Origin of the sequence: Arthrobacter sp. Leaf337 (assembly GCF_001423745.1) — a bacterium.
Lineage (GTDB): Bacteria > Actinomycetota > Actinomycetes > Actinomycetales > Micrococcaceae > Arthrobacter.
This window is the reverse complement of sequence record NZ_LMPC01000007.1, coordinates 1-24794: the sequence shown is the minus strand read 5'-3', so window position 1 is coordinate 24794 and position 24794 is coordinate 1. Positions and strand designations below refer to the sequence as shown.

The window sequence follows — 24794 nt, the reverse complement described above, 5'->3', positions numbered from 1 at the left end:
TTGTTTCCCGTTCTGCCTGGGGAGGCGCCCCCATACGTCATGGTTCCCGACATAAACACAAGAAAGACGCCAACCGCGATGATCAGTCGCGGGCTCTGCAACGGTGTTATGGCAGCCATCGCGTAGCCTTCCGGAACACCTCCGGGACCATGCTGCTCCTCGTACTGGCGCACATTGAATCGGTTTGGTCCTATGGGGTGCCGGCAGGTCGCCGGAAAACAGGTCGATCAGGTTTCACAGAGAATTCCTAGCCAAGGGTGCCGTGTATTCAGCCTTCGTGTTCTTCGCCCGGAAAGGGGTATGTACTCTCCGGGAAATTGTCCCTCGTGACGGAGACATTGCCCGGATAGGCCGTGAACCACTGCCTGGCCTGATCATCGGTGACAATCACATAGGGCTTAGGCAGCCCCCGTTCACGACGAAGCCTGCGCGCAAGGAGCTCTCCTCGCAGGGACTGGACGCTGAGTAACCAACCGCCCGTGAACAATAGCGTGCACACCAGGGAAAGCAGTATTGCGCCAATGTTCAGCCCGATGATCCCCATGATCAGGAACAGGGGAGCTGCGAGTGCTGGGATGGTCAGGCCAGCAACCACCAGGCCCATAGTGACGACGTTGCGTGCTGTGTAGTTGCCGAAAGGCTGGGCACCACCAAGGCCCCATTCCGCACGTGTGTAAGCGAATATTCTGCGTTCTGTGTCTTGGGCAAAGTAGTACGCGCGATCGATTCTTCGCCTGGTGGCTGTTTTATTCTCCATGGGCAGCATTTCCGGTGGTGGCCCGCAGTTCGCGGAGGGCGCCGGTCAAGCCAGCCTCATCGGCGGCAATTGCCTGCGTGCCGACTACGTCACCGTCCAACGGGGCGTAAACCCAGTGGTCCTCGTCCCGGCGCACGAGAAGTTCTGCCGACCCTGCAGGCCCGGTGGTACGGATGCGCACACCGCCGTCCGGGTGTTCCAGGAGGTGCTGGGCGATCACATACGATCCAGCCGCTTCCGGTGACACAACGGGATCCTGAGGCACGGCGAACCATGTCAACATGGTCCTCGGTTGAAGCAGGAGCCTTGTTTTGTCGGACTCGATCTGAAGGACAGTATCTCCCACTTCGGCTGACTGCAGGAGATCCAGTTGAGTCCACCGCACGGCATTCGCGACGGTGTAGGCAACAACATCGATGCGCGGATCGAAGCTCACGGCAGAGTCAGGCGCCACCTTGGCGAGTCCGCGCGCAATGAGGGATGACAGGCCGGCACGTGCGAGTCCTGCCTCTTTGGCTTCATCACTGAGGCGAAGCATTGCCGCGCTGGTGATCGATGCCTGGGTGTTCTGGAGTTGCAGAAGGTAGGCCATGTCTGCAATGCCGAATCCCAGTGACATGTCCTCAACTGCCTGTACTTCGGTCATAGTTGCATTCCCTCTCATCGCGGCCGTTCACCAGCCGAAAAAGTCTTTGACGCCATCGCCGATGTTCTTGGTCGTGTCTTCGGCCCAGTTGCCGATCCCGTCGAATGTGGCGTCGATGGCGTCGCTGGCTCCCGGAATCAACTCCACAGCAGCCCAGGCTCCGCTGATTACCATGCAGGTCACACCAACGGGCGGAGGCGCGAATGAAGCTATACCGAGTGCGGTCTTCACGCCGGATCGAAGCGCATCGCCGGTTTCGCCCTCGCGGATGGCATTTGCCGTGTCGAGTCCGTCGAGACCTACCCCCGCGACACCCAGCAGATGACCGGCGGAGTTAAGCCCGAACTTTCCGAGTTTTGAAAGTTCTGCAGCATCCGCCCCGCGGGCCGTCTGCGCGAGGTCTCCGAACTTTCCGCTAAGGAGGTCAGGGGTGCCGGAGAAGAAACCACGCAGTGTGTCCTGCCGTGCGGCAGTCTCCCACAGTTCTTTGGTTTTTATCGTGGCCAGGGCGCCAGCGCGGTCTCCGGCGCGCCAGGCTTCAGCGACTTCGTCGCCGTAGCGGCCCGCGAACTGCGTCATATCGCGGATCCCGAACGGGACAGTCTTAAGGCCCAGCACGCCGTTGTAGTTGTCCCAGCCCTCCCTGAACGGCGAGTTGGAGTCCGCCAGCCAATCCGGGCCCCATGGAGTGCTTCCGCCGGTGGGGCCCGAAGTACCAGCGGAGTCGCCGCCGCCAGAGCTGGCCTTCTCCTGCTGCTCGGCCTGGGTCAGCAGCTTCTTCGACTCCTGCTTGAGGGCCAACGCTGTTCTCTGAATGAGGGCACGGTGGCTGCTGTTCCAGTCGGCGCGGAACGTGACCGCGTCCTGACCCTTCCACGCGGGGTTGTTGTTGATCTGGTTGCTCAGCTGTGTTGACTGCTGAAGCAGGCTGTCGGATGTTTTGCCGAACTGCTGCGCCAGAGTCCGCAGCTGGGCAACGTCCGCGCCCCACAAGTTTCCTGCCACAAGGCACCCCCCCAAAGGTTCTGAGCAGCGGATAATCGTCAAGCTGCTCGCATGACTCTAGTAGCTAAACGGCAGCGCCCGCGATGGGCTGCTCTCCCCATGCTGAAGGCAACCCGCCGCCAGGGCCGCTACTCGGCGTCGTGCTGTTCCAGCACAGCGGCCTTGCGGAGGCGCAGGGCGTAGAAGGCGCCGAAAGCGAACGCCTGCGTGACCACCACCAGCACAATGGCCCCGGCGATCTTGTTGCCGCCCAGGATCATGGTGAGCCCCACGATCGCGGAGAGAAGGGCCAGCAGCGGAAGCAGCATGTAGCCCAGGACAAAGAGTGTTTCCGGTTTCTTCAGCATCTTCCTAGGCCTCGGTCCGACGCCACATGGTGAACCGGTACCGGGTACCGGTAGCGGACGTGAGCCAGCCGGTGGCGGGCTCACTCGCGGTCAGCTTCCATTCGTAACCGAGCTCCGGCGCATAGGTGTCGCCGTCGGTCTCGGAATCGATGAACGTCACTACCGCGACATCGGCGATGTCCAGGGTCTGCGCAAAGATTTCCCCGCCGCCGAGGACCCACACGGTTTCGTGGCCGGGGGCGAACTGGGATTCCAGCAGCGCGTCGTCCAGCGACTTCACCGCGAGGGCGCCTTGTGCCTCAGGCGTGTCACCCCAGCCTTCCTGCCGCGTCACCACAATGTTCGTGCGCCCGGGCAGCGGACGGTACTTGTCCGGGAATGAGAGCCAGGTCTTGCGGCCCATGATCACCGGGTGCCCGTTGGTGAGCCGGGTAAAGTGCTTCATGTCCTCGGGCAGGTGCCACGGCATGTCGCCGTCCTTGCCGATGACGCCGGCCGTGGTCTGGGCCCAGACGAGCCCCACTCCGGTGGCGGCGTCGGCGATTTTTTCAGTGAAGGCCAGGGGATCCATGGCGTTGTCGGTGCTCATACTGCAATCGGCGCCTTAATCGTAGGGTGGTGCTGGTATCCGACCACTTCGAAGTCGTCCAGCGTGTAGTCGAAAATAGAGTCCGGCTTGCGGAGGATCTTCAGCTGCGGATATTCGTACGGTTCCCGCTTCAGCTGCTTGAGCACCTGGTCCATGTGGTTGTCGTAGATGTGAACGTCGCCGCCGGTCCAGACGAACTCACCCGGTTCCAGCCCCACCTGCTGGGCCAGCATGCAGGTCAGCAGCGCATAGGAGGCGATGTTGAACGGGACGCCCAGGAACGTGTCCGCGGAGCGCTGGTACAGCTGGCAGGACAGCTTGCCGTCCGCAACGTAGAACTGGAAGAAGGCGTGGCACGGCGGTAGCGCCATGTCCTGGAGTTCGGCCACATTCCAGGCGGAAACAATGTGCCGGCGCGAGTCCGGGTTGGACTTGAGGTTCTCCACCAGCTCGGCGATCTGGTCGATGTGGCCGCCGTCGGGGGTCGGCCAGCTGCGCCACTGGACACCGTAGACGGGGCCCAGTTCGCCGTCGGCATCTGCCCATTCGTTCCAGATGGTGACGCCCTGGTCCTGCATCCACTTCACGTTGGTTTCACCACGGAGGAACCACAGCAGTTCCACGGCCACGGACTTGAAATGCACGCGCTTGGTGGTGACCAGCGGGAAGCTTTGGCTCAGGTCAAAGCGCATCTGCCGGCCGAACACGCTGAGGGTGCCGGTGCCGGTGCGGTCAGATTTGTGCGTGCCGTTGGCAAGGACGTCACGCAGGAGGTCTTCATAGGGCGTTGGGATGCTCACTGTTCCAGTCTACTGAGGCCGAGTCTCACACGAAGAATGCCTTCGAGCGCGCCGTCATCGAGGCCCGCGGTGCGGCCTTCAGCGATGTAGCGGTCGACGGCGGCAATCAGGTCCGCGGTAACGGCACCGTCCGGGGGAAGACCGGCGTCCGGCATCCCGACGACGACGGTGCCGTTCCGCCGCCGCGTTTCGATCAGGCCGGCCTGCTCGAGTTCCTTGTAGGCCCGCGCCACCGTTCCCGCCGCGATGCCGAGGTCCGCCGCCAGGCTGCGGACGGTGGGCAAACGTGTGCCGGCGGCCAGGGAGCCCACGGCAATCAAGGAGGTGACCTGCAGGCGGATCTGCTCATACGGCGGCACCGCCGAACGGAGATCAACAGCAATGCCGGCCGTCATGTGACGCGGTCCTTCCGCGGCCGGGGAACCGGACCGGAACCGGACCCGCTCCGGGGCCTGACCGGCACGAGGGCCGTGGCGATCGCCGCGAATGCAAGGACGGTGCCCGCGAGCGTGGCTGGAAACCACGGAACGGACGGCATCGGGGCAACTCCGAAAACAGCCGCCCACGCGTGGCTGTTCACCAGCAGCGCCATGGCCGCCTGCGCCATGAACATGGCCGACACCGTGCGCACGATCCGGTTCACGGTGATGGCCCTCAAGGCGGCGTCGAGTCCGGCGGGAGCATCCGGGATGCCGTGCCGCCGGCGGGTCACGAGGAATGCCGGGACCGTGAGAAGGACCCCCGCAAGGCCGAATAATGCCGGCACGGACCAACCGGTGTCCCTGCCGAGGAGGGAGCTCCCGGCCGCCGCGACCACCAGCGATGCCACGAAGGCGAGCACCGCGAGGATGAGCGTAGTGAGCAGCACCGGACCCACCGGCTGCCGCGGCCAGGTCCGCGGTTCAGCCGGGCTCGCGTAATTCCGCTCAAGCAACAGCTCTCCGGTGGCAAGAACCACCAGCACCAGCCCCGCCACCACTGCCACGAAGGCCGCGGGACCCCACGGGCCGGCAGCGACGATGGCCGGGACCAGGAAAACCCCTACGAGCAGGGGCAACGCGGCGGCAACGCCCAGGGCGGCGCCGATGGAGACAACCAGCTTGCTTGCCGGGTGCGGAGCGGACCGGAAATGCTCGTGCTTCGCGTTCCGCAAGGCCGCGGCGGCCGCTTCAGTTCCCACCAGTTTCGGTGGCGCCCACACCAGCATGGCCAGCAACACGGCGACGCCCGCCAGGCCTGCGAAATTCGTCCAGGACGTGCTGCCGGCGGCAGGGTTCGGCCGGGCAACGTAGTTTCCGGCGATGACGGCGAGCCCGGACGCCACCGTGGCGACGGTCCGCAGGAGCCTGTTCATGGCGATGGTCCGCAGCAGTGAATTGTCGTGCTCTGTCAGCTGCTCAAGCTGCCGGCGGCGGGCGATCAGCAGCAGCACGAGCCACGTTCCTGCGGCCAGCACGGCCAGGGCTCCGCCTAGCCAGGCCGCCAGTGTGATGCCCGGGATACGGCCGTCGCCGCCCACTGTCCGGTAGCCCTGCGGGTCCTCAGCCACAGTCCCGTAGGGCATCGCATCGAACGCCGGCAGCGTGGCAGCCCAGGCGATGTAGGCGGCCGCAGCCGTGAAGATGGCCAGGGTGGTCCAGGCGAGCGGCAGCGGAAGGAAGTCCCGCAGGTGCCGGACCTGGAGGCTTGCCTTCCGGCGGGGACCCCTGGGGCGCGGGTAGCTGAGCTGGCCCAGCGCATGGACCCCGAGGGTGCCCAGGACCGGCCAGGCAAGGGCGGGGAGGATCGTCTCCGGGGCAGTCAGGGGCGGGCTGATAAGCGGACTGGTGACGGAGTTCGCCGGAATGATGCCGATGTTCATGGCGCCCTGCAGCGAACTCGTCATCCAGCCAATGACGCCCACCCAGAGCGCGTGCTGGGAGACAGTCTCAGGGGAGGCGCCCATTCGGGGCTCCCACACCACCCACCTGAGGATGATGTAAAGAACGACGGCGGCGACCAGCGGTCCCAGCAGCAGCATCGGCGGCAGTTCGAATTGGACCGGCATAATCCCCCCAGATTTGCATCAATGTACTAAGTATTTGATACAAAAATGTCCGGGTCAAGACTGGTCCTGGCCGGGGTGACCGGCGGCCGCAGCGCCGTCCGTCCTGTCCGTCGTCGAGTCAGTCGTCGAAGGGCCTGAACTGTTCCACTGCCACAATCTTGTTGCTGTTGCCGCGGGCCACATGGCACACGATGATCTCGCCGGGCGCCAGGTAGGGGTCGGCGGTCGGCAGCATCGCGCGCAGCCGGCCGTTCATGTGCTCACCCAACTGCGACATGACGGTGGGCAGTGCGGGCCGGTGGGTGCACAGGGCGATGGCGCGCTGCTTGTCGAAGAGTGCTTCTACCACGGCCGCGGTCTTCTTCGGGCTCCTGGCATGGCGGTGTTCCGTCAAGGCGTCGTGCAGTTTCACTTTGGCATCCGCGGACTTGGCGTAGGGGGCAATGGTGGCGACGCAGCGCTGCCACGGGCTCGAGTGCACCCGAAGGGGCTTCCACACGTGGAGCAGCCGCCGGACAGCCTGTGCCTGCCGCAGTCCGGTGGCCGCGAGCGGACGGTCCCCTTCCGCCTTGGTCCAGGACGAACGGGGTTTGGCCTTGGCATGGCGGACCACAAGCAGCGGCCACGTGTCCAGTTCCTTGCGGGCGTGGGCCGCCACCAGGTGCTCGAGCGGCGCAATGTCACCGGGATTGCTCAGCAGGGTCGCAGCCTTTTCCGGTGAACACCACATCACGCTGTCCACTTCCTTGCCATCCGGACGAAGGGTGGCACCGTCCACGTCCACGGCCCAGTAATGGACTACCTTCAGGCCGGCGGACACGTGGTAGTGGATGGGAGGAAGGGGTATGCCCAGAGTGGCCGTAATCCCGATCTCCTCTTCGATCTCGCGGACCGCGCACTCCGGTATGGTCTCACCGGGGTCGATCTTGCCTTTCGGCCACGACCAATCGTCATAGCGGGGCCGGTGAATCAGCAGGACCTCGAGCACGTCTTTGTTGACGCGCCATGGAAGCGCGCCCGCCGCGGTGACGGCAATCGGTTCCCCGGGATGGTCCGTCTGGTCCGGAGTAAGCGTGTCGTTGGCCGTGTCATTGCTGACTTCGCTTTTGGCGTCACTCTTCGAGGCCAGGGTCCTACCGCCTTATCGTCTGGCGCTGGCGGGAACGTGAAGCGAGGAGCCAGGACTGCACGTCTTCCAGGAGCTTGCCGTCCTCGCCGAGGTGGTGCCTGGTCCATTCGCCCTCACTATCCAGATGCCAGCTGGACGTTCCCGGGTCCATGTAGCGGCGGAGCATGTCCAGCACATAGGACGTGTCGTCGCCGCTGGTCAGCTGGACGAGTGCCTCCACACGCCGGTCAAGGTTACGGTGCATCATGTCTGCCGACCCGATGTACACCACAGGTTCGCCGCCGTTGGCAAAGGCGAAGACCCGGGAGTGCTCCAGGAACCGTCCCAGCACCGAGCGCACCGTGATGTTTTCGCTGAGCCCGGGGATGCCGGGGCGCAGCGAACAGATGCCGCGGACGATCACGTCAACGTTCACGCCCGCCTGCGATGCACGGTAGAGCGAATCGATGATGGCCTCGTCCACCATGGAGTTGACCTTGATCTGCACCCTGGCTGAAATGCCTGCCTTGGCGTTGCGGATTTCCTTCTCGATGCGGTCGATGAGGCCGGAACGCACAGAACGGGGCGCCACCAGGAGCCGCTTGAACGTGGACTTCGGAGCGTAGCCGGAGAGCTGGTTGAAGAGCTTGGAGAGGTCCTCGCCCACCTGCTCGTTGGCCGTCAGCAGACCGAGGTCCTCGTAGTAACGGGCAGTGCGCGGATGGTAGTTGCCGGTGCCGATGTGGCAGTAGCGCCGCAGGCCGTCCACTTCCTGGCGAACCACGAGGGAAAGCTTGCAGTGGGTCTTCAGGCCCACAATGCCGTACACCACGTGCACGCCGGCCTGTTCCAGTTTCCGCGCCCAGGAGATGTTGGCCTGTTCATCGAACCTGGCCTTGATTTCCACCAGGGCCAGGACCTGCTTGCCTGCCTCTGCCGCGTCGATGAGGGCATCGACGATGGGGGAGTCACCTGACGTGCGGTACAGGGTCTGCTTGATGGCCTGTACCTTCGGGTCCGCCGCGGCCTGTTCCAGGAAGGCCTGGACGGACGTGGAGAAGGAATCGTACGGGTGGTGCAGGAGGATGTCCCGGCGGCGCATGGCGGCGAACACGTTTGCCGCTTTGGATGTTTCGGATTCGTTCAGGTACCGCGAGGTGTGGGGCACGTGCTTCGGGTAGTGCAGGTCTGCGCGGTCGATCCCGGCGATGACGGACAGGCCCCGCAGGTCCAACGGTGCGGGCACGGAGTAGACCTCGGACTCCTCCACGCCCAGTTCGCGGATCAGGAGGGCCCGGATGTTCGGGTTGATGTCGTTGGTGACTTCGAGGCGCACGGGCGGACCGAACCGGCGCCGCAGCAGTTCCTTTTCGAGCGCCTGCAGCAGGTTCTCGGCGTCGTCCTCTTCGACCTCAACGTCCTCGTTGCGGGTGACGCGGAAGGTGTGGTGTTCCAGGACCTCCATGCCGGCGAACAGCTGGTCGAGGTGGACGGCGATGACTTCTTCGAGGGCGATGAACCGGGCCACCCGACCGGGCACCGAACCGGCGCGCGGGCCGTCGATGGAAATGAGGCGCGGCAGCTGGTCCGGAACCTTGACGCGGGCGAAGAGCTCCTTGTCGCTGACCGGATTGCGGACCACCACGGCCAGGTTCAGGGACAGCCCCGAGATGTAGGGGAAGGGGTGGGCCGGGTCCACGGCCAGCGGGGTCAGGATCGGGAAGACCTTCTCCGCGAACATCGCGCTGAGCTGGTCCTTGGCCTGGTCGTCGAGCTCATCCCAGTGCATGAGGTGGATGTGCTCATAAGCCAGTGCCGGCCGGATCTGTTCCGCATAGACCCGTGCATGGCGCTGCGCGAGGCGGTGGGCGGCGTCACCGATCTGGTCCAGCACCTGCATGGGGCTCAGGCCCGCCGGCGACGGGACGGCCAGGCCGGTGGCGATCCGGCGCTTCAGTCCGGCCACACGGACCATGAAGAACTCGTCCAGGTTGGAGGCGAAGATGGAGAGGAAGCTGACCCGTTCCAGCAGGTGGAGATCGGGATCCTCGGCAAGTTCGAGCACCCGGGCGTTGAAGGCCAGCCAGCTGAGTTCCCGGTCCAGGAACCGGTCGGGGCTGATGTCGCCCGCGGGCTCGGGGTTGGGCGCGAACTCGGGAATGTCGATCCGGTCCTGCGTGGCGCGGGAAGCCGGCACCTCCGAGGATCCGAAGCGGGCGCGCACCGGCAGCACCTTGGCCTCAGACGTGGCGATTCCGGCAGGTTCCGGTTGCATGGTCACTCCTTTTAGCTGGCGCGGTTTACCTTCAACCTTACAAGCATTCGATTCGGGGGATACGTAGATTTCCTGGACCGTGATGCATGCGTCAGCCAATCGGATTAACCGGCGTTTTTGGGTCCATACATCACGTCGGCATCCCAGCGGGTGAAGCCGAGCCGGCGGTACAGCGAAACAGCAGGTGCATTGTCCGCATCGGTGTACAGCATGACCGCGTGGAGGCCCTTCTCGTGCAGGTATTTGATGCCGGCCAGAGTGAGGGCCTTGCCCAGTCCCATGCCCTGGGCTTCGGGGGCCACCCCCACTACATAGACTTCACCGATCGCCGGATGGGCGCCGTGGCGAGGGTGCACCTTGGTCCAGTGGAAGCCGAGGATCCGGTCCGACGGGTCGACGGCCAGGAGGAAACCCGCGGGATCGAACCAGTCCTCGGCCATCCTGGCCTCCAGGTCCTGCCGCGTCATGTTGCCCTGCTCCGGGTGGTGCGCAAAGGCGGCCTTGTTGGCTGCCAGCCAGGCCTCTTCGTCCTGGCCGGGAACGAAGGCCCGCAGGGTCACGTTGTCCGGGAGTGCGGCGTCGGGCAGTTCCGCGGCAGCGGTGGTGAGCCGCATCTTCCACAGTTCGCGGATGGGGGCGTAACCGTATTTGGCCGCAAGGTCTGCGGCGGCTTCATGGTTCCCGTGGGACCAAGCCGTGAGGCCGTCAAAGCCGCGCGATGCCTTCAGGGTGGCCACCAGCCGGTCCGCAACCCCCTGGTTCCGGTAGCTGGGGTGGACTGCCACCTCCAGCACGCCGGTGCCGTCCGGTTCCTCCACCACCACGGCGAATCCCGCCAGGTCCTGGGCAGTGGCAGGATCCGAGTCCTCATCCGGTGCATAGAGCGCCAGGCTCAGGAGCGAGTGGCTGCCGGACTCACCGGAGCGCAGCGTCACGAAGGTCTGTTCGGACAGGGGAGGGTTCCCGTCCGACTCTTCGGCTGCTGCGGCGAGGGCGGCAAAATCCCTGAGCAGATCGTTGTCCACTCCGCCTTTGACGACGAGCACGGGCCAGTTCTCGGGATGCGCAGGACTCATGGTGTACAGGCTATACGGCCCGCCCGGAAGGCGGAGGCATTGGCGCCGATTTGATGAGGCAGGATCAGGCACGTATAGTCATTACCTGATCCGGCTTCCTGAAGCGGGATTTGAGGGGGATCCACCACTGGGGTGGCCTCGATACGTTCGACCCGTATGTCCTCCACTGAAGGCTGAGAAGCCAAACAAAGAAGCCCCGGACCAGTGGTCCGGGGCTTCTTTGTGTTGGCTAGGCCTCTGTCAGTTCCTCTTCGGGCTGCCGCACCAGGGTCAGGCGGTAACCCACGTTGCGGACGGTGCTGATCAGGTTCTCGTGGTCGGCGCCCAGCTTGGCGCGCAGCCGCCTGACGTGGACGTCCACGGTGCGGGTGCCGCCGTAGTAGTCATAGCCCCAAACTTCGGTGAGCAGCTGCTGGCGCGTGAACACCCGGCCGGGGTGCTGCGCCAGGTACTTCAGGAGTTCGAACTCCTTGAAGGTCAGGTTCAAGGGTGCACCGTTGACCCTGGCCGTGTAGCTTGCTTCGTCGATGACGACGCCGGCGGCCCGGATTTCGGTGGGGGTGTCTTCCTGCTCGGGCACGGCGCGGGCCACCGAGAGGCGGATCCGGGCTTCGACTTCGGCCGGGCCCGCGGAGTCCAGAATGATGTCATCCACGGCCCAGGCCGAGGAGACGGCCGCCATGCCGCCTTCGGTGAGGATCAGCATCAGGGGTGCGCTGAGGCCGGTGGCCTTGAGCAACTGGGTAAGGGAGCGAGCTCCGACCAGGTCCTTGCGTGCGTCCAGCAGGACAACATCGCAGGGGTCGGTTTCCAGCAGGGCGGTGGGCTCGGCCGGAAGGATATGAACACGGTGGTTCAGGAGTTCCAAGGCAGGCAGAATGTCCACCGATGACCCGGTGCTGTTCGTCAGTAGCAGGATGTGCGACATTGTTCCTCCAAGGGGCTGTCCGCGCATCATTGGGCGTCTGAACCGGGCTTTCACCGGCCGGTACTGGCTGCCCGCGTCGGTACTGGCCAGCCGGAAATTCCCGCCGGGCCCGCATCCTCCGAAGGAAGCGTAGCTGAGCTTTGAGTATACCCAATCGCCCCTAAACAGACACTGATCCGGCTGGTTTCAGTCAGCGTTTTGCGACATAAGCAGGTCACATAAGGCAGGATTGGAGGCAGCGACGACGTCAGCAGAGAGTGAGCGCGGGTAAATAGTGAAGCCGTGGACCATCGGAACCATAGGGCTGGCCGGGCTTGCTGTCTTCATCGGCGGTGCCTACGCCTCACCTGAAGTGCTGCTCGGTGTGGCAATCCTCGTTGCCCTGGCTGTCGGCATCGGCTGGCCCCACTTCCTGGACATTCCCGCCAAGAAGACCCTCGCGGCAATCATCGGGCTCCCCGGAGTCGGTTCGGCCGTAGCTGCCACCTATGTCCCGGCTCCGGGATTCCTCGACTGGACGCCGGCCTTTATCGCCGCCGGCGTGATGGCCGTTTTCCTCATGCAGCTCCTGCGGGGCACGGGGCAGGCGCAGCGGCTGGAGTCGACGCTGGGTTCGAGCGCCGGCGTGCTCCTGTCCTGTCTTGGCGCGGGCTGGATTGCGGCGTCAAGGTTCAACGGCGTCAAGGAAATGTTGCTGGTGGCCGGCGTCAGTGCCGCCTTTGCTCTCCTTGCCGGCCTCATCCGCTGGCCGGACCGGATCGTGGCGCCGCTGGGCATTGTGCTGGCAGGTCTCTCGGCTCCGCTGGCAGGCCTGGTCTTCTCCAACATTGCCGTAATACCGGCCGCCGTGGCGGGCGTTGCGGTGGGTGCGGTTCTCGTCAGCCTGCGCAGACTGGTTATACTCCGCGGGGACCGGATTAACTTTCCAGCCGCCCTTGGCATGGGCCTCGCGCCCGTCGCGGCGGTGGGTTCGCTGGCCTACTTCATAGACAAACTACTCATCTACTAACGCGTTAGGATGGCATCATGTCCGTACTTGCATTTGAGATCTTCTTCCTTGTCCTGCTCGGTATTGCCAGCCTTTCCATGGCATGGTTCGCTGGTTTCGTGGTCTACCGCCTCTTCAAGGGCCAGAAGTAATACCAGTTCAGAGCTAGTTGTCTGCGGAGGTAATTACTGTGCCGATTGAAATTCCTACAGACCTCACGCCCGAGCTCGTCCCGTTGTCCTGGCTCATTGGTGAGTGGGAAGGCAGTGGACGCCTGGGGGCCGGCGAGGAGGATTCCGAGCACTTCTTCCAGCGCGTATCGTTTACGCACAACGGACTGCCGTACCTCCAGTACCGCGCCGAGAGCTGGCTGACCGACGATGAAGGCACCAGGCTCCGGCCGCTGACGGTGGAGACCGGGTTCTGGGCGCTGGAGCGGAAGCAGCGCGAGGAAGACGGCGGACCGGGGCTGATCCCGGCCGACATTGTTCCCGTGCTCAAGAGCGCCGACGAAGTCGAGGCGCTGCGCAACAGCGACGGCGGATTCGACATTTCCGTTTCCATTTCGCACCCCGGCGGAATCTCCGAGCTGTACTACGGCCAGATCAAGGGCCCCCAGATACACCTCAGCACCGACATGGTGATGCGCGGAAGCCACTCTAAGGAGTACACGGCCGCCACGAGGATTTTCGGCCTCGTGGAAGGGAAGCTCCTCTGGCGCTGGGACGTAGCCAGCGGGAAGAGCTCCACAGCGGGCGGCGGACTGGAAGCCCACGCTTCGGCCATCCTCAGCAAGGCGTCTTAAGACTGGCCGGCCCCTGGCCGCCCGGCCGGCAGGTCTCACTGATTTTTGTTGTCCGCAACGAGTGCAGGGAGCAAGACCGTGAACAGCCAGCAGCCGGACCCGGCTAAGCCCGATCAGCGCAACAAAACAAACTACGGCGATCTGAAAGCCGTCTTCTTCAACGGCACCCTCAAGAAATCTCCGGAGACCAGCAACACGGGCGGCCTGATCGAGGTCAGCCGCCTCATCATGGAGAAGCAGGGCGTTGCCACCCGAGTGATCCGGACCGTCGACCACGACATTGCCAGCGGGGTGTATCCGGACATGCGCGAGCACGGCTGGGCAACCGACGAATGGCCGGAGCTGTACCCGGCGGTCAGGGAAGCGGACATCGTGGTGGTTGCCGGCCCCATCTGGCTGGGTGACAACTCGTCCCAGACGAAAAAGCTGATCGAACGCCTGTACGCGCACTCCGGACAACTGAACGAAAGAGGCCAATGGGCCTTCTACCCCAAGGTCGGAGGCTGCCTCATCACCGGCAACGAGGACGGCATCAAGCACTGTGCCATGAACGTCCTCTACAGCCTGCAGCACATCGGGTTCACCATCCCGCCGCAGGCCGACGCCGGCTGGATCGGCCCCGTGGGGCCCGGTCCCAGTTACCTGGATGAGGGGTCGGGTGGTCCCCAGAGCGACTTCACCAACCGCAACACCACGTTCATGACGTGGAACCTGCTGCACCTGGCGAGGACGCTTAAGGACGCCGGCGGGATCCCGCCCTACGGCAACCTGCCGGAAGAATGGAAGGCCGGGACACGTTTCGACTTCGAGAATCCGGAATACCGCTAGCCCCTAAGGACTTCTACTACATATGACTACCAAGAGCCCCCTGTTGTCGCGCCCTGGCGCCGTTGAAGCCGGCGGAGCGGACACCGGCGTCGCATCCCACTACGGTGAGCCGCTGCGGGAGCAGCGTGCGCTGGCTGCCGGCACCGCCGTCGTCGACCTTTCCCACCGTGGCGTGGTCACCGTCTCCGGTCCGGACCGCCTGAGCTGGCTCAACACCCTGTCTTCCCAGCAGGTCACCAACCTTGCGCCGGGGGAGTCAAGCGAACTGCTGCTGCTCAGCGTCCAGGGGCGTATTGAGTTCGACGCGCGGGTGATTGACGACGGCGGGACCACCTGGCTCATTGTGGAGGCCGCCGAAGCGGCGCCGCTGGCCGATTGGCTGAACCGGATGAAGTTCATGCTGCGGGTCGAGATTGCCGATGTTTCCGACGACTGGGCGGTCATTGGAACCACCCGGCGTGTTGAGGAATGGCCGGATCTGTTGGTGTGGGCGGACCCCTGGCCGCACGTGGGCGCGGGCGGCTACGCCTATTCGGTTGTCGGAGAAGAATCCCATCCGGGCATGGAACGGCCATGGTTCGAATACCTGGTACCCGCCGCGGATCTCGAGGCCACCGTGGGTGACCGGCCGCTGGCCGGCGTCTGGGCCTCGGAAGCGCTGCGCATCGCCGCCTGGCGCCCCCGTCTTGGCGCGGAAACCGACGACAAGACCATCCCGCATGAGCTGGACCTCCTGCGCACCGCGGTGCACCTGGCGAAAGGGTGCTACAAGGGCCAGGAGACGGTCGCCCGCGTGCACAACCTCGGCCACCCGCCGCGGCGCCTCGTCTTCCTCCAACTGGACGGCTCGCAGCACACCCTCCCCGCGGTGGGCAGCGAAGTGCGCCTGGGTGAGCGGAAGGTGGGAACGGTGACCTCCGTGGTGCAGCACTACGAAATGGGTCCGATCGCACTTGCAGTCATAAAGCGTTCCGTCTCTCCGGATGAAATACTGACGGTCGTAGACGGCGACGAACCCTACACGGCTGCGCAGGAAGTCATCGTGGCTCCCGACGCCGGCCAGGTGGTGGGCCGCCAGACCGGATTCCTGAAAGGAACACACCGATGACTGACACACCGATGTCTGACAACCCGGGAAACAACGGCGCCGCCGGGCCCGACGACGAAACCCTGGCCCTTGCCCACGCGCTTTTTGACGCGGCACGGCAGGGCGACGCGGCACTGCTGGGCAGCTATCTCGACGCCGGGGCCCCGGCCAACTTGACCAATTCGGCCGGCGACTCCCTGCTGATGCTTGCGGCGTACCACGGGCACGCCCCGGCGGTGCAGCTGCTCCTGCAGCACGGGGCGGATGCCAATGCCGTCAATGACCGCGGCCAGACGCCGCTCGCCGGCGCTGCCTTCAAGGGCTACGCGGACGTGGCCGAGGCGCTCCTTGGGGCGGGCGCTGATCCGGACGCAGGGACTCCTTCAGCGCGTGCAGCAGCCGAGATGTTTGCCCGGTCCGATATCCAGGCCCTGCTGGGCTGAGCCGCACTAAGGCGACGCAGCAACTGAAAGCCCGCGGGTCCTTGCACCCGCGGGCTTTCTTGCGCCCGGATATTCCATGTGGAATAGTTGGAGCGGAATATTCGCTTTGCCGTGGACAACACGCGCCGTCGACGACAGGGGAGGGAACGGAACCATGCCCCGATCCGCCCCGCTGACGCCGCTCGGAATCTCTGCACTCTCGCTGCTGGTCGAAGAGCCGATGCATCCGTACGAGATGTACCAGCTCCTGATGGCCAGGCACGAAGACCGGCTGGTCAAGGTGCGCCCCGGAACGCTCTATCACGCCGTCGGCCGGCTGGAGGAGCGCGGGCTCGTGGAAACAGCCGGAACGGACCGCGAGGGCAACCGGCCGGAACGGACCACGTACCGGATCACGCCCGCAGGCCGGGAGGCCCTGACGGAGCGCCTGCAGGACATGCTCGCCGAACCTGTCAACGAATACCCGTCGTTCCCGCTGGCCGTCGCCGAGGCCTACAACCTGCCTGCCGCCGTCGTACTGGAGCTTCTGGACCGCCGGCTGGCGCTGCTGCAGGACCAGCTGGAGTTCCTGCAGAACGGCGAGGCGGCCGTCCTGAAAAAGGACGTCGCACGCAAGTACTGGATCGACCTGCAGTACCAACAGACCATGCTGAGGTCCGAAATGGGCTGGATACGCAGCCTGCAGGACCAGCTCCGCTCCGGGGAACTCCCGTGGTAGCGGAACACACCACAACCACACCTGAAGGATTTACATGGAAAACGTAGCTAGGCCGTGGCCGGCCCTATGGTCCCTGGTGATCGGCTTCTTTATGATCCTGATCGACACCACCATCGTCTCGGTGGCCAACCCGCGGATCATGGAAGGCCTCAACGCGGACATCAATTCCGTCATCTGGGTGACCAGTGCCTACCTGCTGGCCTACGCTGTTCCCCTGCTGATCACCGGCCGGCTGGGTGACCGGTTCGGACCGAAAAAGCTGTACCTCACCGGCCTGGTGGTGTTCACCCTCGCGTCCCTCTGGTGCGGGCTGTCCGGAGATGTCCAGACCCTCATCCTGGCCCGCGTGCTCCAGGGCTTCGGCGCCGCCATCATGACGCCCCAGACCATGGCGGTGATCACCCGGATCTTCCCGCCGGACAGGCGTGGCGCGGCCATGGGCATCTGGGGTGCCACCGCCGGTGTGGCCACCCTGGTGGGCCCGATCCTCGGTGGTGTCCTGGTGGACGGGCTCGGCTGGGAATGGATCTTCTTCATCAATGTGCCCGTCGGTATCGCCGGCTTCATCCTGGCGCTGCGCTTCGTCCCTTCGCTGACCACGCACCCGCATAGGTTCGACATCCCCGGCGTGCTGCTCAGCGCCGTCGGGCTCTTCCTGCTCGTCTTCGGCATCCAGGAAGGCGAGACGTACAACTGGGGAACGATCACCGGCCCCATCACGGTGTGGAGCCTGATCATCGCCGGAATTGTCGTCCTGGCAGGGTTCGTGTTGTGGCAGCGGTTCAACAAAGGCGAGCCGCTCCTTCCGCTCTCGCTGTTCAAGGACCGCAACTTTTCCCTCGCGAACATTGGGATCACCACGGTGGGCTTCGCCGTCACCTCGTTCACCCTGCCGCTAATCTTTTACTACCAGATCGTCCGCGGACTGACGCCCACGCAGTCTGCCCTGATGATGGTCCCGATGGCGCTCATTTCGGGCGGCCTTGCGCCGGTTGTGGGCAAGATCATTGACCGGGTCAACCCGAAGTACATCACCGCGGCCGGACTGGTCCTGATGTCGGTGGCGCTGTTCTGGAACTCTGCCCTGATGCACCCGGATACGCCGATCTGGCTGTTCCTCCTGCCCAGTGCCGTGCTGGGGTTCGCGAACGCTGGCATCTGGGCGCCGCTGAGTTCCACGGCCACCCGCAACCTGCCGCCGCGCCAGGCCGGCGCCGGCTCGGGCGTCTACAACACCACGCGCCAGATCGGCGCGGTCCTGGGTAGCGCCGCCATTGCCGTCCTCATCCAGTCGAGGCTCGCGGCGGAGCTTCCGGCGGCGCAGGGCGCTTCCGGCGCGGCCAGCCCCATGGCCTTCGGCGGCTCACTGCCGGAGGCGCTGCACGAGGGGTTCTCGACGGCGATGGGCCAGTCCATCATGCTGCCGGCGGCCGTGATCCTGCTGGGCGCAGCCGTCGCGCTGTTTTTCGCCAAGCCCAAGCCGGTTCAGGGCTGGGGCGCCGTCAGCGTGCCTGCCTCCAGCGACGCCGGAGCAGGGGCTGGAGCCGCGAACGGGGCCGGAGCCGCGGACACCACGTCGCGCTGACCCTGGTCAGCCCAGCAGGACGCTGGTGTGGATGCCGCCGGTCGAGAATCCGAGGCTGCGGGCGATCGCCAGGGCGCCCTTGTTGCTGACGTCCGAACGCCACTGCAGGGTGAGTCCCGCCGCGAGTGCCTCGTGGGCAGCGATGGACGCCGCCAGCGAACCCAGTCCACGGCGCCGCCAGTCAGGGTCCACGAGAACGCCCATTTGGGCCAGGATCCCTTCCCACTCGGAGTAGGCGCCGCAGGCCACAGGAACCTTGCGGCCGTTGTCATCACGCAGGATGGTAAACCGGTGTTCGAGATCGGATAGCCCCACCTCGTTGACGTCGTCGGGCGGGCAGAGGCCTTCCAGCTCAATGGCCTCGGGATTCCCGTGCGAGACGGTCAGCTCTTCGGCCGGCTGGCGCAGGGGGAGGTCATCGGCGAAAAAGAGGGCGGCCGCGCCCTTGCCGTGGCCGCCGTGCTGCCGGGTGATGGTCAGGAGCGTCACGTGCTGGGCGAGTTCCTCATCGGGAATGCCCGCCGCGGCGTCGAGCGCCCACTGGGGTCCCACGAGGGCCGAGGCGCCGAACAAACGCACAAAATCCACTGATTTCCGTGACTCGTCCGCCCGGGTGATCCGTGTGTCCGCGGCAAGCTGGACGGCCCCGGAAACGACCGCATCGGCGTCGAGCTTCCGCACCGCGGCAAAGGCTCCGTCGTCAAGGCCCAAGTGGCGGGCCCAGGCCAGCTGGATGATGTCTGCGGAGCCGGGGTCGAGATTCATGCCTCAACCCTACCCAGCGAAGGGAAGCGCGGACGGACAGTTGGGGCCCCGTGCCGGAGGGGCCCCAACGTGGCGCGCCTGCTCTGCCTTTGCGAAGCCGGCCTAAACCCGGCCTATCCGAAGAGGACGGCGGCTTCGTCGTATCGGTCCTGCGGGACGCGCTTGAGGTTGCCCAGGGCTGCGTCGAAGCCGACATGGACAATGTCTGTGCCGTTCAGCGACACCATGGTGCCCCAGCGGTGGTCCACCACGGAGTCGATGGCGGCCATGCCCAGGCGCGTGGCCAGGACCCGGTCGAACGCGGAGGGGACGCCGCCGCGCTGGATGTGGCCCAGGACGGTGGCGCGGGTTTCGATGCCGGTCCGGGCTTCGAGCTCGGGTGCCAGCATCTCGGCGATGCCGCCCAGGCGGGGGCGGCCGAAGGTATCCAGTCCGCGCTCGGAGTGCGGAGCTTCCTGGCCTTCCGGGACGAAGCCTTCGGCCACCACCACCAGCGGCGCGCGGCCGCGGGCGTGGGCCTCCTGCACCCACTCGGTGATCTGGTCCATGGAGGCTTTCTGCTCCGGAATGAGGATCGCGTGGGCGCCAGAGGCCATGCCGGCGTGCAGGGCGATCCAGCCCACGTGGCGGCCCATGACCTCGGCGATCATGCAGCGGTGGTGCGATTCACCCGTGGTGCGGAGGCGGTCGATGGCCTCGGTGGCAATCTGGACGGCGGTGTCGAAGCCGAACGTGTAGTCCGTGGCGTCGAGGTCGTTGTCCACGGTCTTGGGAACACCCACGATCTTCAGGCCGGCATCGGTCAGCCGCTTGGCTGCGGCCAGTGTCCCTTCGCCGCCGATGGCGATGATGGCGTCGATGCCGAGCCGGTCCATGTGGCCCTTGATGACCTCGGGTCCGCCGCCGTTTTCGAACGGGTTGGTCCGTGACGTGCCGAGGATGGTGCCGCCCTGCTTGGCGATGCCGCGGACCATGGTGCGGGGGATGGGGATGATGTCGCCTTCGACGACGCCGCGCCAGCCGTCGAGGAATCCCACGAATTCGTGGCCGTGGATGGCGATTCCCTTGAGGACGGCGCCACGGATCACGGCGTTCAGTCCGGGGCAGTCGCCACCGCTGGTGAGAATTCCAATTTTCATGTCTCGGCTCAAATCCTGGTGAGAGGGTGTACAGGCAGAGCGCCACGCTGAGCTCACCTAGATTCTAGTGGTGAGTGTGGGTTACGACACAAACTGGTTACAAAGGCCCTTGCTGCATGGCGAACAAAAGGACCCCCGATCCGGAGGGAACGGGGGTCCTTTGACCGCTGGGTCAGATCAGTTGATCGATCGCTTGTCCAGGAAGGACTGGAGGATGATGGCGTTTCGCTGGTCCGGGAGGATGAGCCACGCTGCGAGGTAGAACACGAACGCCGGACCGGGCAGGAGGCTGAGGAGCAGGAACGCGATCCGGACGAAGGCAACGTCCACGTTGAGCTTCGCGGCGATCCCTCCGCACACTCCGCCCAGCCACCGCTGCGGTCCGCGCTTCAGGCCGAAGCCCCTGACGATGCTGAAGAACTTATCCATGCTTCAAGACTTCCCTGTTGTGGTTTCTTTGTCACGTCCGCGGGCTGAGAGGAGCCCGCCCACCACCAGGGCGGCGCCGGCACCGATCATCAGGCCGATGAGTACGTAGGTTCCGTTCAGGGCCACGATCCCGAGCTGGCCGATGATGATCAAGGCAGCCAGCGCGAGGACGATGAGGCCCCAGACCATGGTGCCCACCCGTGCCGGCGATGGTCCGCCGTGCCGCGCTCCGGTGCCTCGTGACGCTTCCGCAGGGGAGGCTGTGTCCGGGGCAGGTTCGTAACTGCTCATGTCAGTTTCCTTCCTGGATGGTGATGTTGCTCATGGTGCCGTCGATCTTGAGGATGAGCGCGGCCCCGGGCTTGTCGGTGTTGTAGTTGCTTTGCTGCGACGTCATGCCGCCGTGGTTCTGTGAACCCTCGTTGAGGTTGCCCAGGGTCATGTCCGCCCGGATCTCCACGGGAACCGTGTCCGGAATGACGACGGTCAGGTTGCTGGCCGTGACGTCCATGGGAATCACGACGTCGGTGCCCAGCGGCGGCGTGAGGTTCAGCCGCGTCAGGTCAGCGGTTCCGCTGCCTCCCGTGATGTTGAACCCTTCCCGTGCCTGTTCGATGCTGGCCGGGTTCCAGTTGGCGTCCTGGAAGCGGAAACGGTCGCCGTTGGGCACCACATTGAAGATGCCGCCGATGATGAGCGCCACCACCGCAAAGAACCCGAGGATTCCGGAGGTCCTGCCCCTGAGGCCGGCGATCAGGATGCCAAGGCCCAGGACGGCGGCGCCGCTGGCCCACACCACTGCGTTCGTGGCGTCACCCAGATTTATGACGTTGAGGGCTTCAAGTGCCTTGATTCCGCCGCCCACCAGCAGGGCCATGCCTGCCGTCACCGCGACGGCGGGGGCGCCGGGGCCAACGTTGGGAGCCTTGGGAGCGGGCGTGGACGGTCCGCCGTAGCCTCCGCCGTAAGGCGGGGTGGGGCCGTAGCCGCCCGAGCCGGGAGCGCCGCCGTCGTACGGGCCGCTGGTGTACGGAGCGCCGGAGTAGGAGCCGCCGGAGTATGGCGCGCCGGTGTAGGAGCCGGGCTCATAGGAGGCGCCGGAGGCCGGGGACGAGGTTCCAGCCGGCGACGTCGCTGCGAAGGTTCCGCCGGCAGCGGAGCCCGCATCTGTGCTGGTGTTCATGGGGGGTGCTCCGTTCGAGGCTTTGTCGCGCTGCGAGAGGTAGTAGATGAGGTAGACGGCGCCTGCTATCCAGAAGACCGTCCAGAAGAAGCCGCCGAACCCGTTCCGCTCCCAGCCCCAGAAGCCGCTTCCCAGGCTGGGAAAACCGATCACCGTGGTGATGAGGGCTCCGGTCATGCCGGTGGTCCAGCGTCCGGCGCCGGCTTCCTGCACATGGATGCGGCCGTCGGGCTCCGGCAGCAGTGCCCAAGCGATGCCGTAAAGCAGCACGCCGATGCCGGCGAAAATCGACAGGACGATGAAGACGCCGCGCACGATCAGCGGGTCGACGCCCAGCCGGTGCGCGATGCCGCTGGCGACGCCGCCGATCCAGCGGTCCTGTCCGCGCTGAATGCCGTGGCTCCGGACCCAGTTGAAGAAGTTCTGGGGCTGGGACTGCGGGTAGGCGTACCGGGTATCCGCCGAGTGTGTGCCGGGGGTCGGGCCGCCGGGGAATTCAGCGCCGGGGAGCTGTGCGTTCGGATAGAGCGGCGGTGGGCCGCCGGGGAATTCAGCTCCGGGCATGGAGCCGGAATCAGAGCCGGAGCCTGTGCCGGGCGTTGAGCCGGAATCAGAGCCGGAGCCTGTGCCGGATGCGTGCCCGGCTGAGGCAGGGACTGAGCCGGCGCCGTCGTCGGAAGTGCCTTCCGTTGAGGCGGTGGAGCCGGAACCGGAACCGGACCCGGACTCGGGACGGCCGGACGGCAGCGGATCTTCATCGGGGTATGCATTGTGCGAGTTCATACTTCGATCCTGCCGTCCGCGGCCGCCGCGCTCTATTGGGGAACACCCTGAGCCGCCCCTGAGTGACCCCCGGTTCCTTGCGGAATCGGGCGTGCGGAACCCTGATCCATGTTTGGATTGACACATGACAACCGCCATGACCCGCCCCCCGCTGGTCCGCAGCAGCGACCGCGTGATCGCAGGAGTCTGCGCGGGCCTGGCCGCCCACCTGGGCTGGCCGGTGCGGATGGTCCGGATCGGCATGGTGGTGGCCGCGCTCGCAGGCGGAGCAGGGCTGGCCTTCTACGCGTGGCTCTGGATCATGGTTCCTACTGCGGACGAGAACGCCAAGCGGAACGCACGCCGTCCGGCCTCGCCCATTGCCCCGGCCGTCAGCGCCCCGGGGCCGCTGCCGGTGCCGCCGGACTTCATGTCCGGGACAGTACCCGCCGCGGCCACCTTCCCTGGCGCAGCCGCCTACACCGACGCTCCGTTTCCGGGCGTGCCGCCCGGCGTTGCGGGCGGTTTCATTTCAGCGGCCACCGGCGCCACCACGGGTGGCCCGGGTGCCTCGGTTTCCGGCGGTACCGACAGCGGCCCCGACGGCGGGACCTCCGGCGGACCGGGTGCGGGCGCCCCGTGGTTCCGCGTCCGGAGCATGCCGTACGGCAAGGAAATATTGCTGGGTGCCGGGCTCCTGCTGGCAGGCGGAATCTTGACCGCACGCATGCTGGGCGTCGACGTTCCGCTGGGGACGCTGATCCCGGCCGCAGCGATCCTTGGCGGGGCGGCGATCGCCTGGATGCAGCTGGATGAAACCCGCCGGGCCGGCCTCCTCGACAAGACCAAGGCGGACCAGGCCGGCGGCTGGGCCAGGCTCGCCGCCGGTCTCGCCCTGGTGGTGGCCGGTGTGCTGGTGATGGTGTCCGGCTCCGGCTCCTGGGAGCAGACCTGGCTGGCGCTCCTTGCTTCTGTGGCCGTACTTGGCGGCGTGGCCCTGGTGCTGCTCCCGTGGGGACTGAAATTCTGGCGGGACCTGGAAGCGGAGCGCTCCGGCCGCGTCCGGGCCACGGAGCGTGCGGAGATTGCCGCCCACCTGCACGATTCCGTGCTGCAGACGCTCGCGCTGATCCAGCGCCGGGCAGGCAACGAGAACGACGTCGTTCGTCTGGCACGCGCCCAGGAGCGGGAGCTGCGGGGCTGGCTCTACCGCGACCCCGACAAGGATGCAGGGCAGCTCTCCGAGCGTATCAAGGCAGCTGCGGCGGAAGTTGAGGACTCCCTGGGTCATGCCGTGGACGTGGTCAGTGTGGGAGACACCGCCATGACCGCCCGGCACGAAGCCCTCGTGCAGGCCAGCCGGGAGGCCATGGTGAACGCGTCCCGCCACGGCGGCGGCACCGTATCGGTCTATCTCGAGGTGGCCGACGGCGGCGCGGAAGTTTATGTGAAGGACCGCGGACCCGGTTTTGACCCGCAGTCGGTTCCGGCCGACCGCATGGGGGTCAGGGAATCGATTGTCGGACGGATGAACCGCCACGGCGGGACCGCCGTCATCAGCAGCAGCGCGGACGGCACGGAAGTGCGGCTCAGGCTTCCTTCCGACGCCGCGGACAACGGAGAGGGAAAGTCGTGAGCAACATCGACACAGCAGGCGCGCATGCAGGAGGTGTTCCAGCTATCCGCGTGGTCATCGTGGACGACCACGCCATTTTTCGGTCCGGGCTCAAAGCGGACCTGGACACCCGGGTCACCGTGGTGGGGGAGGCCGGAACAGTCGAGCAGGCCATCGCCGTGATCGCGCAGGCCAGGCCCGAAGTGGTGTTGCTGGATGTCCACCTGCCGGGTGGGCTGGGCGGCGGCGGGCGCGAAGTGATTGCCGGATCGGCCGCACTGCTCGGCAGCACCCGGTTCCTGGCCCTGAGTGTCTCGGACGCCGCGGAAGATGTCGTTTCGGTCATCCGGGCCGGAGCCCGGGGCTATGTGACCAAAAGCATCTCCGGCACGGAAATCACCGACGCCGTCCTCCGTGTCGCCGGCGGGGACGCCGTCTTTTCGCCACGGCTGGCGGGGTTCGTGCTCGACGCGTTCGGCACGGCCCCGGCGGATATCGCAGACGACGAACTCGACCGCCTCTCCGCCCGCGAACTGGAGGTCATGCGGCTCATCGCGCGGGGCTACAGCTACAAGGAAGTGGCCAAGGAGCTCTTCATCTCCATCAAGACAGTGGAGACCCACGTCTCCGCCGTGCTGCGGAAACTGCAGTTGTCCAGCCGCCACGAACTGACCAAGTGGGCGGCTGAACGCCGCCTCCTCTAACCCACCCCGGACGCTCTCTCACTTCCTGCCGCTTAACTACAAACGCTCTCTCACTTTCCTGAAGAATGAAGTGGTCCCCGATAGTTGGACTGGCTAAATGGGATTCTAGGCCGCACGGGTCTGGGCACGGTATTGCACCGGACTCAGACCCTTGAGCTTTGTAGA

26 protein-coding genes are annotated in these 24794 nt (G+C 65.7%); 9 read left to right on the top strand and 17 right to left on the bottom strand.

The features are described from left to right. Positions 1–268 precede the first annotated feature (268 nt). The 12 genes from ASF98_RS07240 to ASF98_RS07185 all read right to left on the bottom strand — a co-directional run bounded on the left by ASF98_RS07240 (position 269) and on the right by ASF98_RS07185 (position 11578). Positions 269–757, bottom strand: a complete 489-nt coding sequence (locus ASF98_RS07240) for a hypothetical protein (RefSeq protein WP_055799562.1) — start codon at positions 755–757, stop codon at positions 269–271. Further along, positions 747–1403 carry a hypothetical protein gene (locus ASF98_RS07235; RefSeq protein WP_055799559.1) on the bottom strand — a complete coding sequence of 219 codons (657 nt, stop codon included), beginning with the start codon at positions 1401–1403 and terminating at the stop codon, positions 747–749. The genes ASF98_RS07240 and ASF98_RS07235 overlap by 11 nt, the downstream gene beginning before the upstream one ends. Positions 1404–1430: 27 nt before the next feature. Continuing rightward, entirely contained in the window at positions 1431–2408 is a 978-nt protein-coding gene (locus ASF98_RS07230) for a hypothetical protein (RefSeq protein ID WP_082506752.1), read from the bottom strand. Between the two features lie 128 nt (positions 2409–2536). After that, complete coding sequence (locus ASF98_RS07225) at positions 2537–2755, bottom strand: NF038396 family protein (protein WP_028269619.1); 219 nt, start codon at positions 2753–2755, stop codon at positions 2537–2539. Positions 2756–2759: 4 nt separating this feature from the next. Then, positions 2760–3344 (bottom strand): dihydrofolate reductase, encoded by a 585-nt coding sequence (locus ASF98_RS07220; protein WP_055799554.1) that lies wholly within the window; start codon positions 3342–3344, stop codon positions 2760–2762. Further along, complete coding sequence (locus ASF98_RS07215) at positions 3341–4144, bottom strand: thymidylate synthase (protein WP_028269617.1); 804 nt, start codon at positions 4142–4144, stop codon at positions 3341–3343. The genes ASF98_RS07220 and ASF98_RS07215 overlap by 4 nt, the downstream gene beginning before the upstream one ends. Next, entirely contained in the window at positions 4141–4539 is a 399-nt protein-coding gene (locus ASF98_RS07210) for a GntR family transcriptional regulator (protein WP_055799551.1), read from the bottom strand. Before ASF98_RS07210 ends, ASF98_RS07215 begins: the two co-directional genes overlap by 4 nt. Further along, complete coding sequence (locus ASF98_RS07205; protein WP_082506751.1) at positions 4536–6191, bottom strand: hypothetical protein; 1656 nt, start codon at positions 6189–6191, stop codon at positions 4536–4538. Before ASF98_RS07205 ends, ASF98_RS07210 begins: the two co-directional genes overlap by 4 nt. A gap of 118 nt (positions 6192–6309) precedes the next feature. Beyond that, on the bottom strand, positions 6310–7227 hold the full coding sequence (locus tag ASF98_RS07200) for an NUDIX hydrolase (RefSeq protein ID WP_235505697.1): 918 nt from the start codon (positions 7225–7227) through the stop codon (positions 6310–6312). A gap of 97 nt (positions 7228–7324) precedes the next feature. Beyond that, entirely contained in the window at positions 7325–9574 is a 2250-nt protein-coding gene (locus ASF98_RS07195) for an RNA degradosome polyphosphate kinase (RefSeq protein WP_055799546.1), read from the bottom strand. A 104-nt stretch (positions 9575–9678) separates the two neighbouring features. After that, entirely contained in the window at positions 9679–10650 is a 972-nt protein-coding gene (gene mshD, locus ASF98_RS07190) for a mycothiol synthase (RefSeq protein ID WP_055799543.1), read from the bottom strand. A gap of 229 nt (positions 10651–10879) precedes the next feature. Continuing rightward, entirely contained in the window at positions 10880–11578 is a 699-nt protein-coding gene (locus ASF98_RS07185; RefSeq protein ID WP_028269612.1) for a winged helix-turn-helix transcriptional regulator, read from the bottom strand. Between the two features lie 274 nt (positions 11579–11852). Here ASF98_RS07185 and ASF98_RS07180 point away from each other — a divergent pair, with 274 nt between their 5' ends. The 7 genes from ASF98_RS07180 to ASF98_RS07150 all read left to right on the top strand — a co-directional run bounded on the left by ASF98_RS07180 (position 11853) and on the right by ASF98_RS07150 (position 18032). Then, the gene (locus ASF98_RS07180; RefSeq protein ID WP_055799540.1) at positions 11853–12587 is read left to right on the top strand and encodes a hypothetical protein; all 735 of its coding nucleotides are present in this window, start codon (positions 11853–11855) and stop codon (positions 12585–12587) included. A 169-nt stretch (positions 12588–12756) separates the two neighbouring features. Continuing rightward, positions 12757–13371 carry an FABP family protein gene (locus tag ASF98_RS07175; protein WP_055799537.1) on the top strand — a complete coding sequence of 205 codons (615 nt, stop codon included), beginning with the start codon at positions 12757–12759 and terminating at the stop codon, positions 13369–13371. 78 nt (positions 13372–13449) lie between these two features. After that, a complete protein-coding gene (locus ASF98_RS07170) occupies positions 13450–14199 on the top strand; it encodes a flavodoxin family protein (RefSeq protein ID WP_235505671.1) in 750 nt (249 codons plus the stop codon). Between the two features lie 22 nt (positions 14200–14221). After that, entirely contained in the window at positions 14222–15307 is a 1086-nt protein-coding gene (gene ygfZ, locus ASF98_RS07165; RefSeq protein ID WP_055799534.1) for a CAF17-like 4Fe-4S cluster assembly/insertion protein YgfZ, read from the top strand. Then, positions 15304–15729: an ankyrin repeat domain-containing protein gene (locus tag ASF98_RS07160; protein ID WP_082506750.1), complete on the top strand. Its 426-nt coding sequence runs from the start codon at positions 15304–15306 to the stop codon at positions 15727–15729. The genes ygfZ and ASF98_RS07160 overlap by 4 nt, the downstream gene beginning before the upstream one ends. Positions 15730–15883: 154 nt before the next feature. Further along, positions 15884–16447, top strand: coding sequence for a PadR family transcriptional regulator (locus ASF98_RS07155; RefSeq protein ID WP_055799531.1), 564 nt, complete (start codon positions 15884–15886; stop codon positions 16445–16447). 34 nt (positions 16448–16481) lie between these two features. After that, on the top strand, positions 16482–18032 hold the full coding sequence (locus ASF98_RS07150) for a DHA2 family efflux MFS transporter permease subunit (RefSeq protein WP_055799528.1): 1551 nt from the start codon (positions 16482–16484) through the stop codon (positions 18030–18032). A gap of 6 nt (positions 18033–18038) precedes the next feature. Here ASF98_RS07150 and ASF98_RS07145 read toward each other — a convergent pair whose 3' ends face one another. From ASF98_RS07145 to ASF98_RS07125, 5 genes are all read right to left on the bottom strand, one after another. Further along, on the bottom strand, positions 18039–18797 hold the full coding sequence (locus ASF98_RS07145; RefSeq protein WP_055799527.1) for a GNAT family N-acetyltransferase: 759 nt from the start codon (positions 18795–18797) through the stop codon (positions 18039–18041). 113 nt (positions 18798–18910) lie between these two features. Beyond that, entirely contained in the window at positions 18911–19936 is a 1026-nt protein-coding gene (locus tag ASF98_RS07140) for a 6-phosphofructokinase (protein ID WP_055799524.1), read from the bottom strand. Positions 19937–20113: 177 nt separating this feature from the next. Continuing rightward, on the bottom strand, positions 20114–20365 hold the full coding sequence (locus ASF98_RS07135; RefSeq protein WP_028269603.1) for a PspC domain-containing protein: 252 nt from the start codon (positions 20363–20365) through the stop codon (positions 20114–20116). A 3-nt stretch (positions 20366–20368) separates the two neighbouring features. After that, entirely contained in the window at positions 20369–20656 is a 288-nt protein-coding gene (locus tag ASF98_RS07130; RefSeq protein ID WP_055799521.1) for a hypothetical protein, read from the bottom strand. A 1-nt stretch (position 20657) separates the two neighbouring features. Further along, complete coding sequence (locus ASF98_RS07125) at positions 20658–22331, bottom strand: PspC domain-containing protein (RefSeq protein WP_055799518.1); 1674 nt, start codon at positions 22329–22331, stop codon at positions 20658–20660. Positions 22332–22455: 124 nt separating this feature from the next. On the opposite strand from ASF98_RS07125, the gene ASF98_RS07120 reads away from it, so the two are divergent. Continuing rightward, positions 22456–23946: an ATP-binding protein gene (locus tag ASF98_RS07120; RefSeq protein WP_055799515.1), complete on the top strand. Its 1491-nt coding sequence runs from the start codon at positions 22456–22458 to the stop codon at positions 23944–23946. Further along, positions 23943–24629, top strand: coding sequence for a response regulator transcription factor (locus tag ASF98_RS07115; RefSeq protein WP_326949470.1), 687 nt, complete (start codon positions 23943–23945; stop codon positions 24627–24629). Before ASF98_RS07120 ends, ASF98_RS07115 begins: the two co-directional genes overlap by 4 nt. The last annotated feature ends 165 nt before the right edge of the window (positions 24630–24794 follow it).

Bases quoted from the DNA above. Each gene is read 5' to 3' on its own strand.
- ASF98_RS07240 (WP_055799562.1), bottom strand. From the start codon at position 757: ATGGAGAATAAAACAGCCACCAGGCGAAGAATCGATCGCGCGTACTAC.
- ASF98_RS07235 (WP_055799559.1), bottom strand. From the start codon at position 1,403: ATGACCGAAGTACAGGCAGTTGAGGACATGTCACTGGGATTCGGCATT.
- ASF98_RS07225 (WP_028269619.1), bottom strand. From the start codon at position 2,755: ATGCTGAAGAAACCGGAAACACTCTTTGTCCTGGGCTACATGCTGCTT.
- ASF98_RS07220 (WP_055799554.1), bottom strand. From the start codon at position 3,344: ATGAGCACCGACAACGCCATGGATCCCCTGGCCTTCACTGAAAAAATC.
- ASF98_RS07210 (WP_055799551.1), bottom strand. From the start codon at position 4,539: ATGACGGCCGGCATTGCTGTTGATCTCCGTTCGGCGGTGCCGCCGTAT.
- ASF98_RS07205 (WP_082506751.1), bottom strand. From the start codon at position 6,191: ATGCCGGTCCAATTCGAACTGCCGCCGATGCTGCTGCTGGGACCGCTG.
- ASF98_RS07195 (WP_055799546.1), bottom strand. From the start codon at position 9,574: ATGCAACCGGAACCTGCCGGAATCGCCACGTCTGAGGCCAAGGTGCTG.
- mshD (WP_055799543.1), bottom strand. From the start codon at position 10,650: ATGAGTCCTGCGCATCCCGAGAACTGGCCCGTGCTCGTCGTCAAAGGC.
- ASF98_RS07185 (WP_028269612.1), bottom strand. From the start codon at position 11,578: ATGTCGCACATCCTGCTACTGACGAACAGCACCGGGTCATCGGTGGAC.
- ygfZ (WP_055799534.1), top strand. From the start codon at position 14,222: ATGACTACCAAGAGCCCCCTGTTGTCGCGCCCTGGCGCCGTTGAAGCC.
- ASF98_RS07160 (WP_082506750.1), top strand. From the start codon at position 15,304: ATGACTGACACACCGATGTCTGACAACCCGGGAAACAACGGCGCCGCC.
- ASF98_RS07155 (WP_055799531.1), top strand. From the start codon at position 15,884: ATGCCCCGATCCGCCCCGCTGACGCCGCTCGGAATCTCTGCACTCTCG.
- ASF98_RS07150 (WP_055799528.1), top strand. From the start codon at position 16,482: ATGGAAAACGTAGCTAGGCCGTGGCCGGCCCTATGGTCCCTGGTGATC.
- ASF98_RS07145 (WP_055799527.1), bottom strand. From the start codon at position 18,797: ATGAATCTCGACCCCGGCTCCGCAGACATCATCCAGCTGGCCTGGGCC.
- ASF98_RS07140 (WP_055799524.1), bottom strand. From the start codon at position 19,936: ATGAAAATTGGAATTCTCACCAGCGGTGGCGACTGCCCCGGACTGAAC.
- ASF98_RS07135 (WP_028269603.1), bottom strand. From the start codon at position 20,365: ATGGATAAGTTCTTCAGCATCGTCAGGGGCTTCGGCCTGAAGCGCGGA.
- ASF98_RS07130 (WP_055799521.1), bottom strand. From the start codon at position 20,656: ATGAGCAGTTACGAACCTGCCCCGGACACAGCCTCCCCTGCGGAAGCG.
- ASF98_RS07125 (WP_055799518.1), bottom strand. From the start codon at position 22,331: ATGAACTCGCACAATGCATACCCCGATGAAGATCCGCTGCCGTCCGGC.
- ASF98_RS07120 (WP_055799515.1), top strand. From the start codon at position 22,456: ATGACAACCGCCATGACCCGCCCCCCGCTGGTCCGCAGCAGCGACCGC.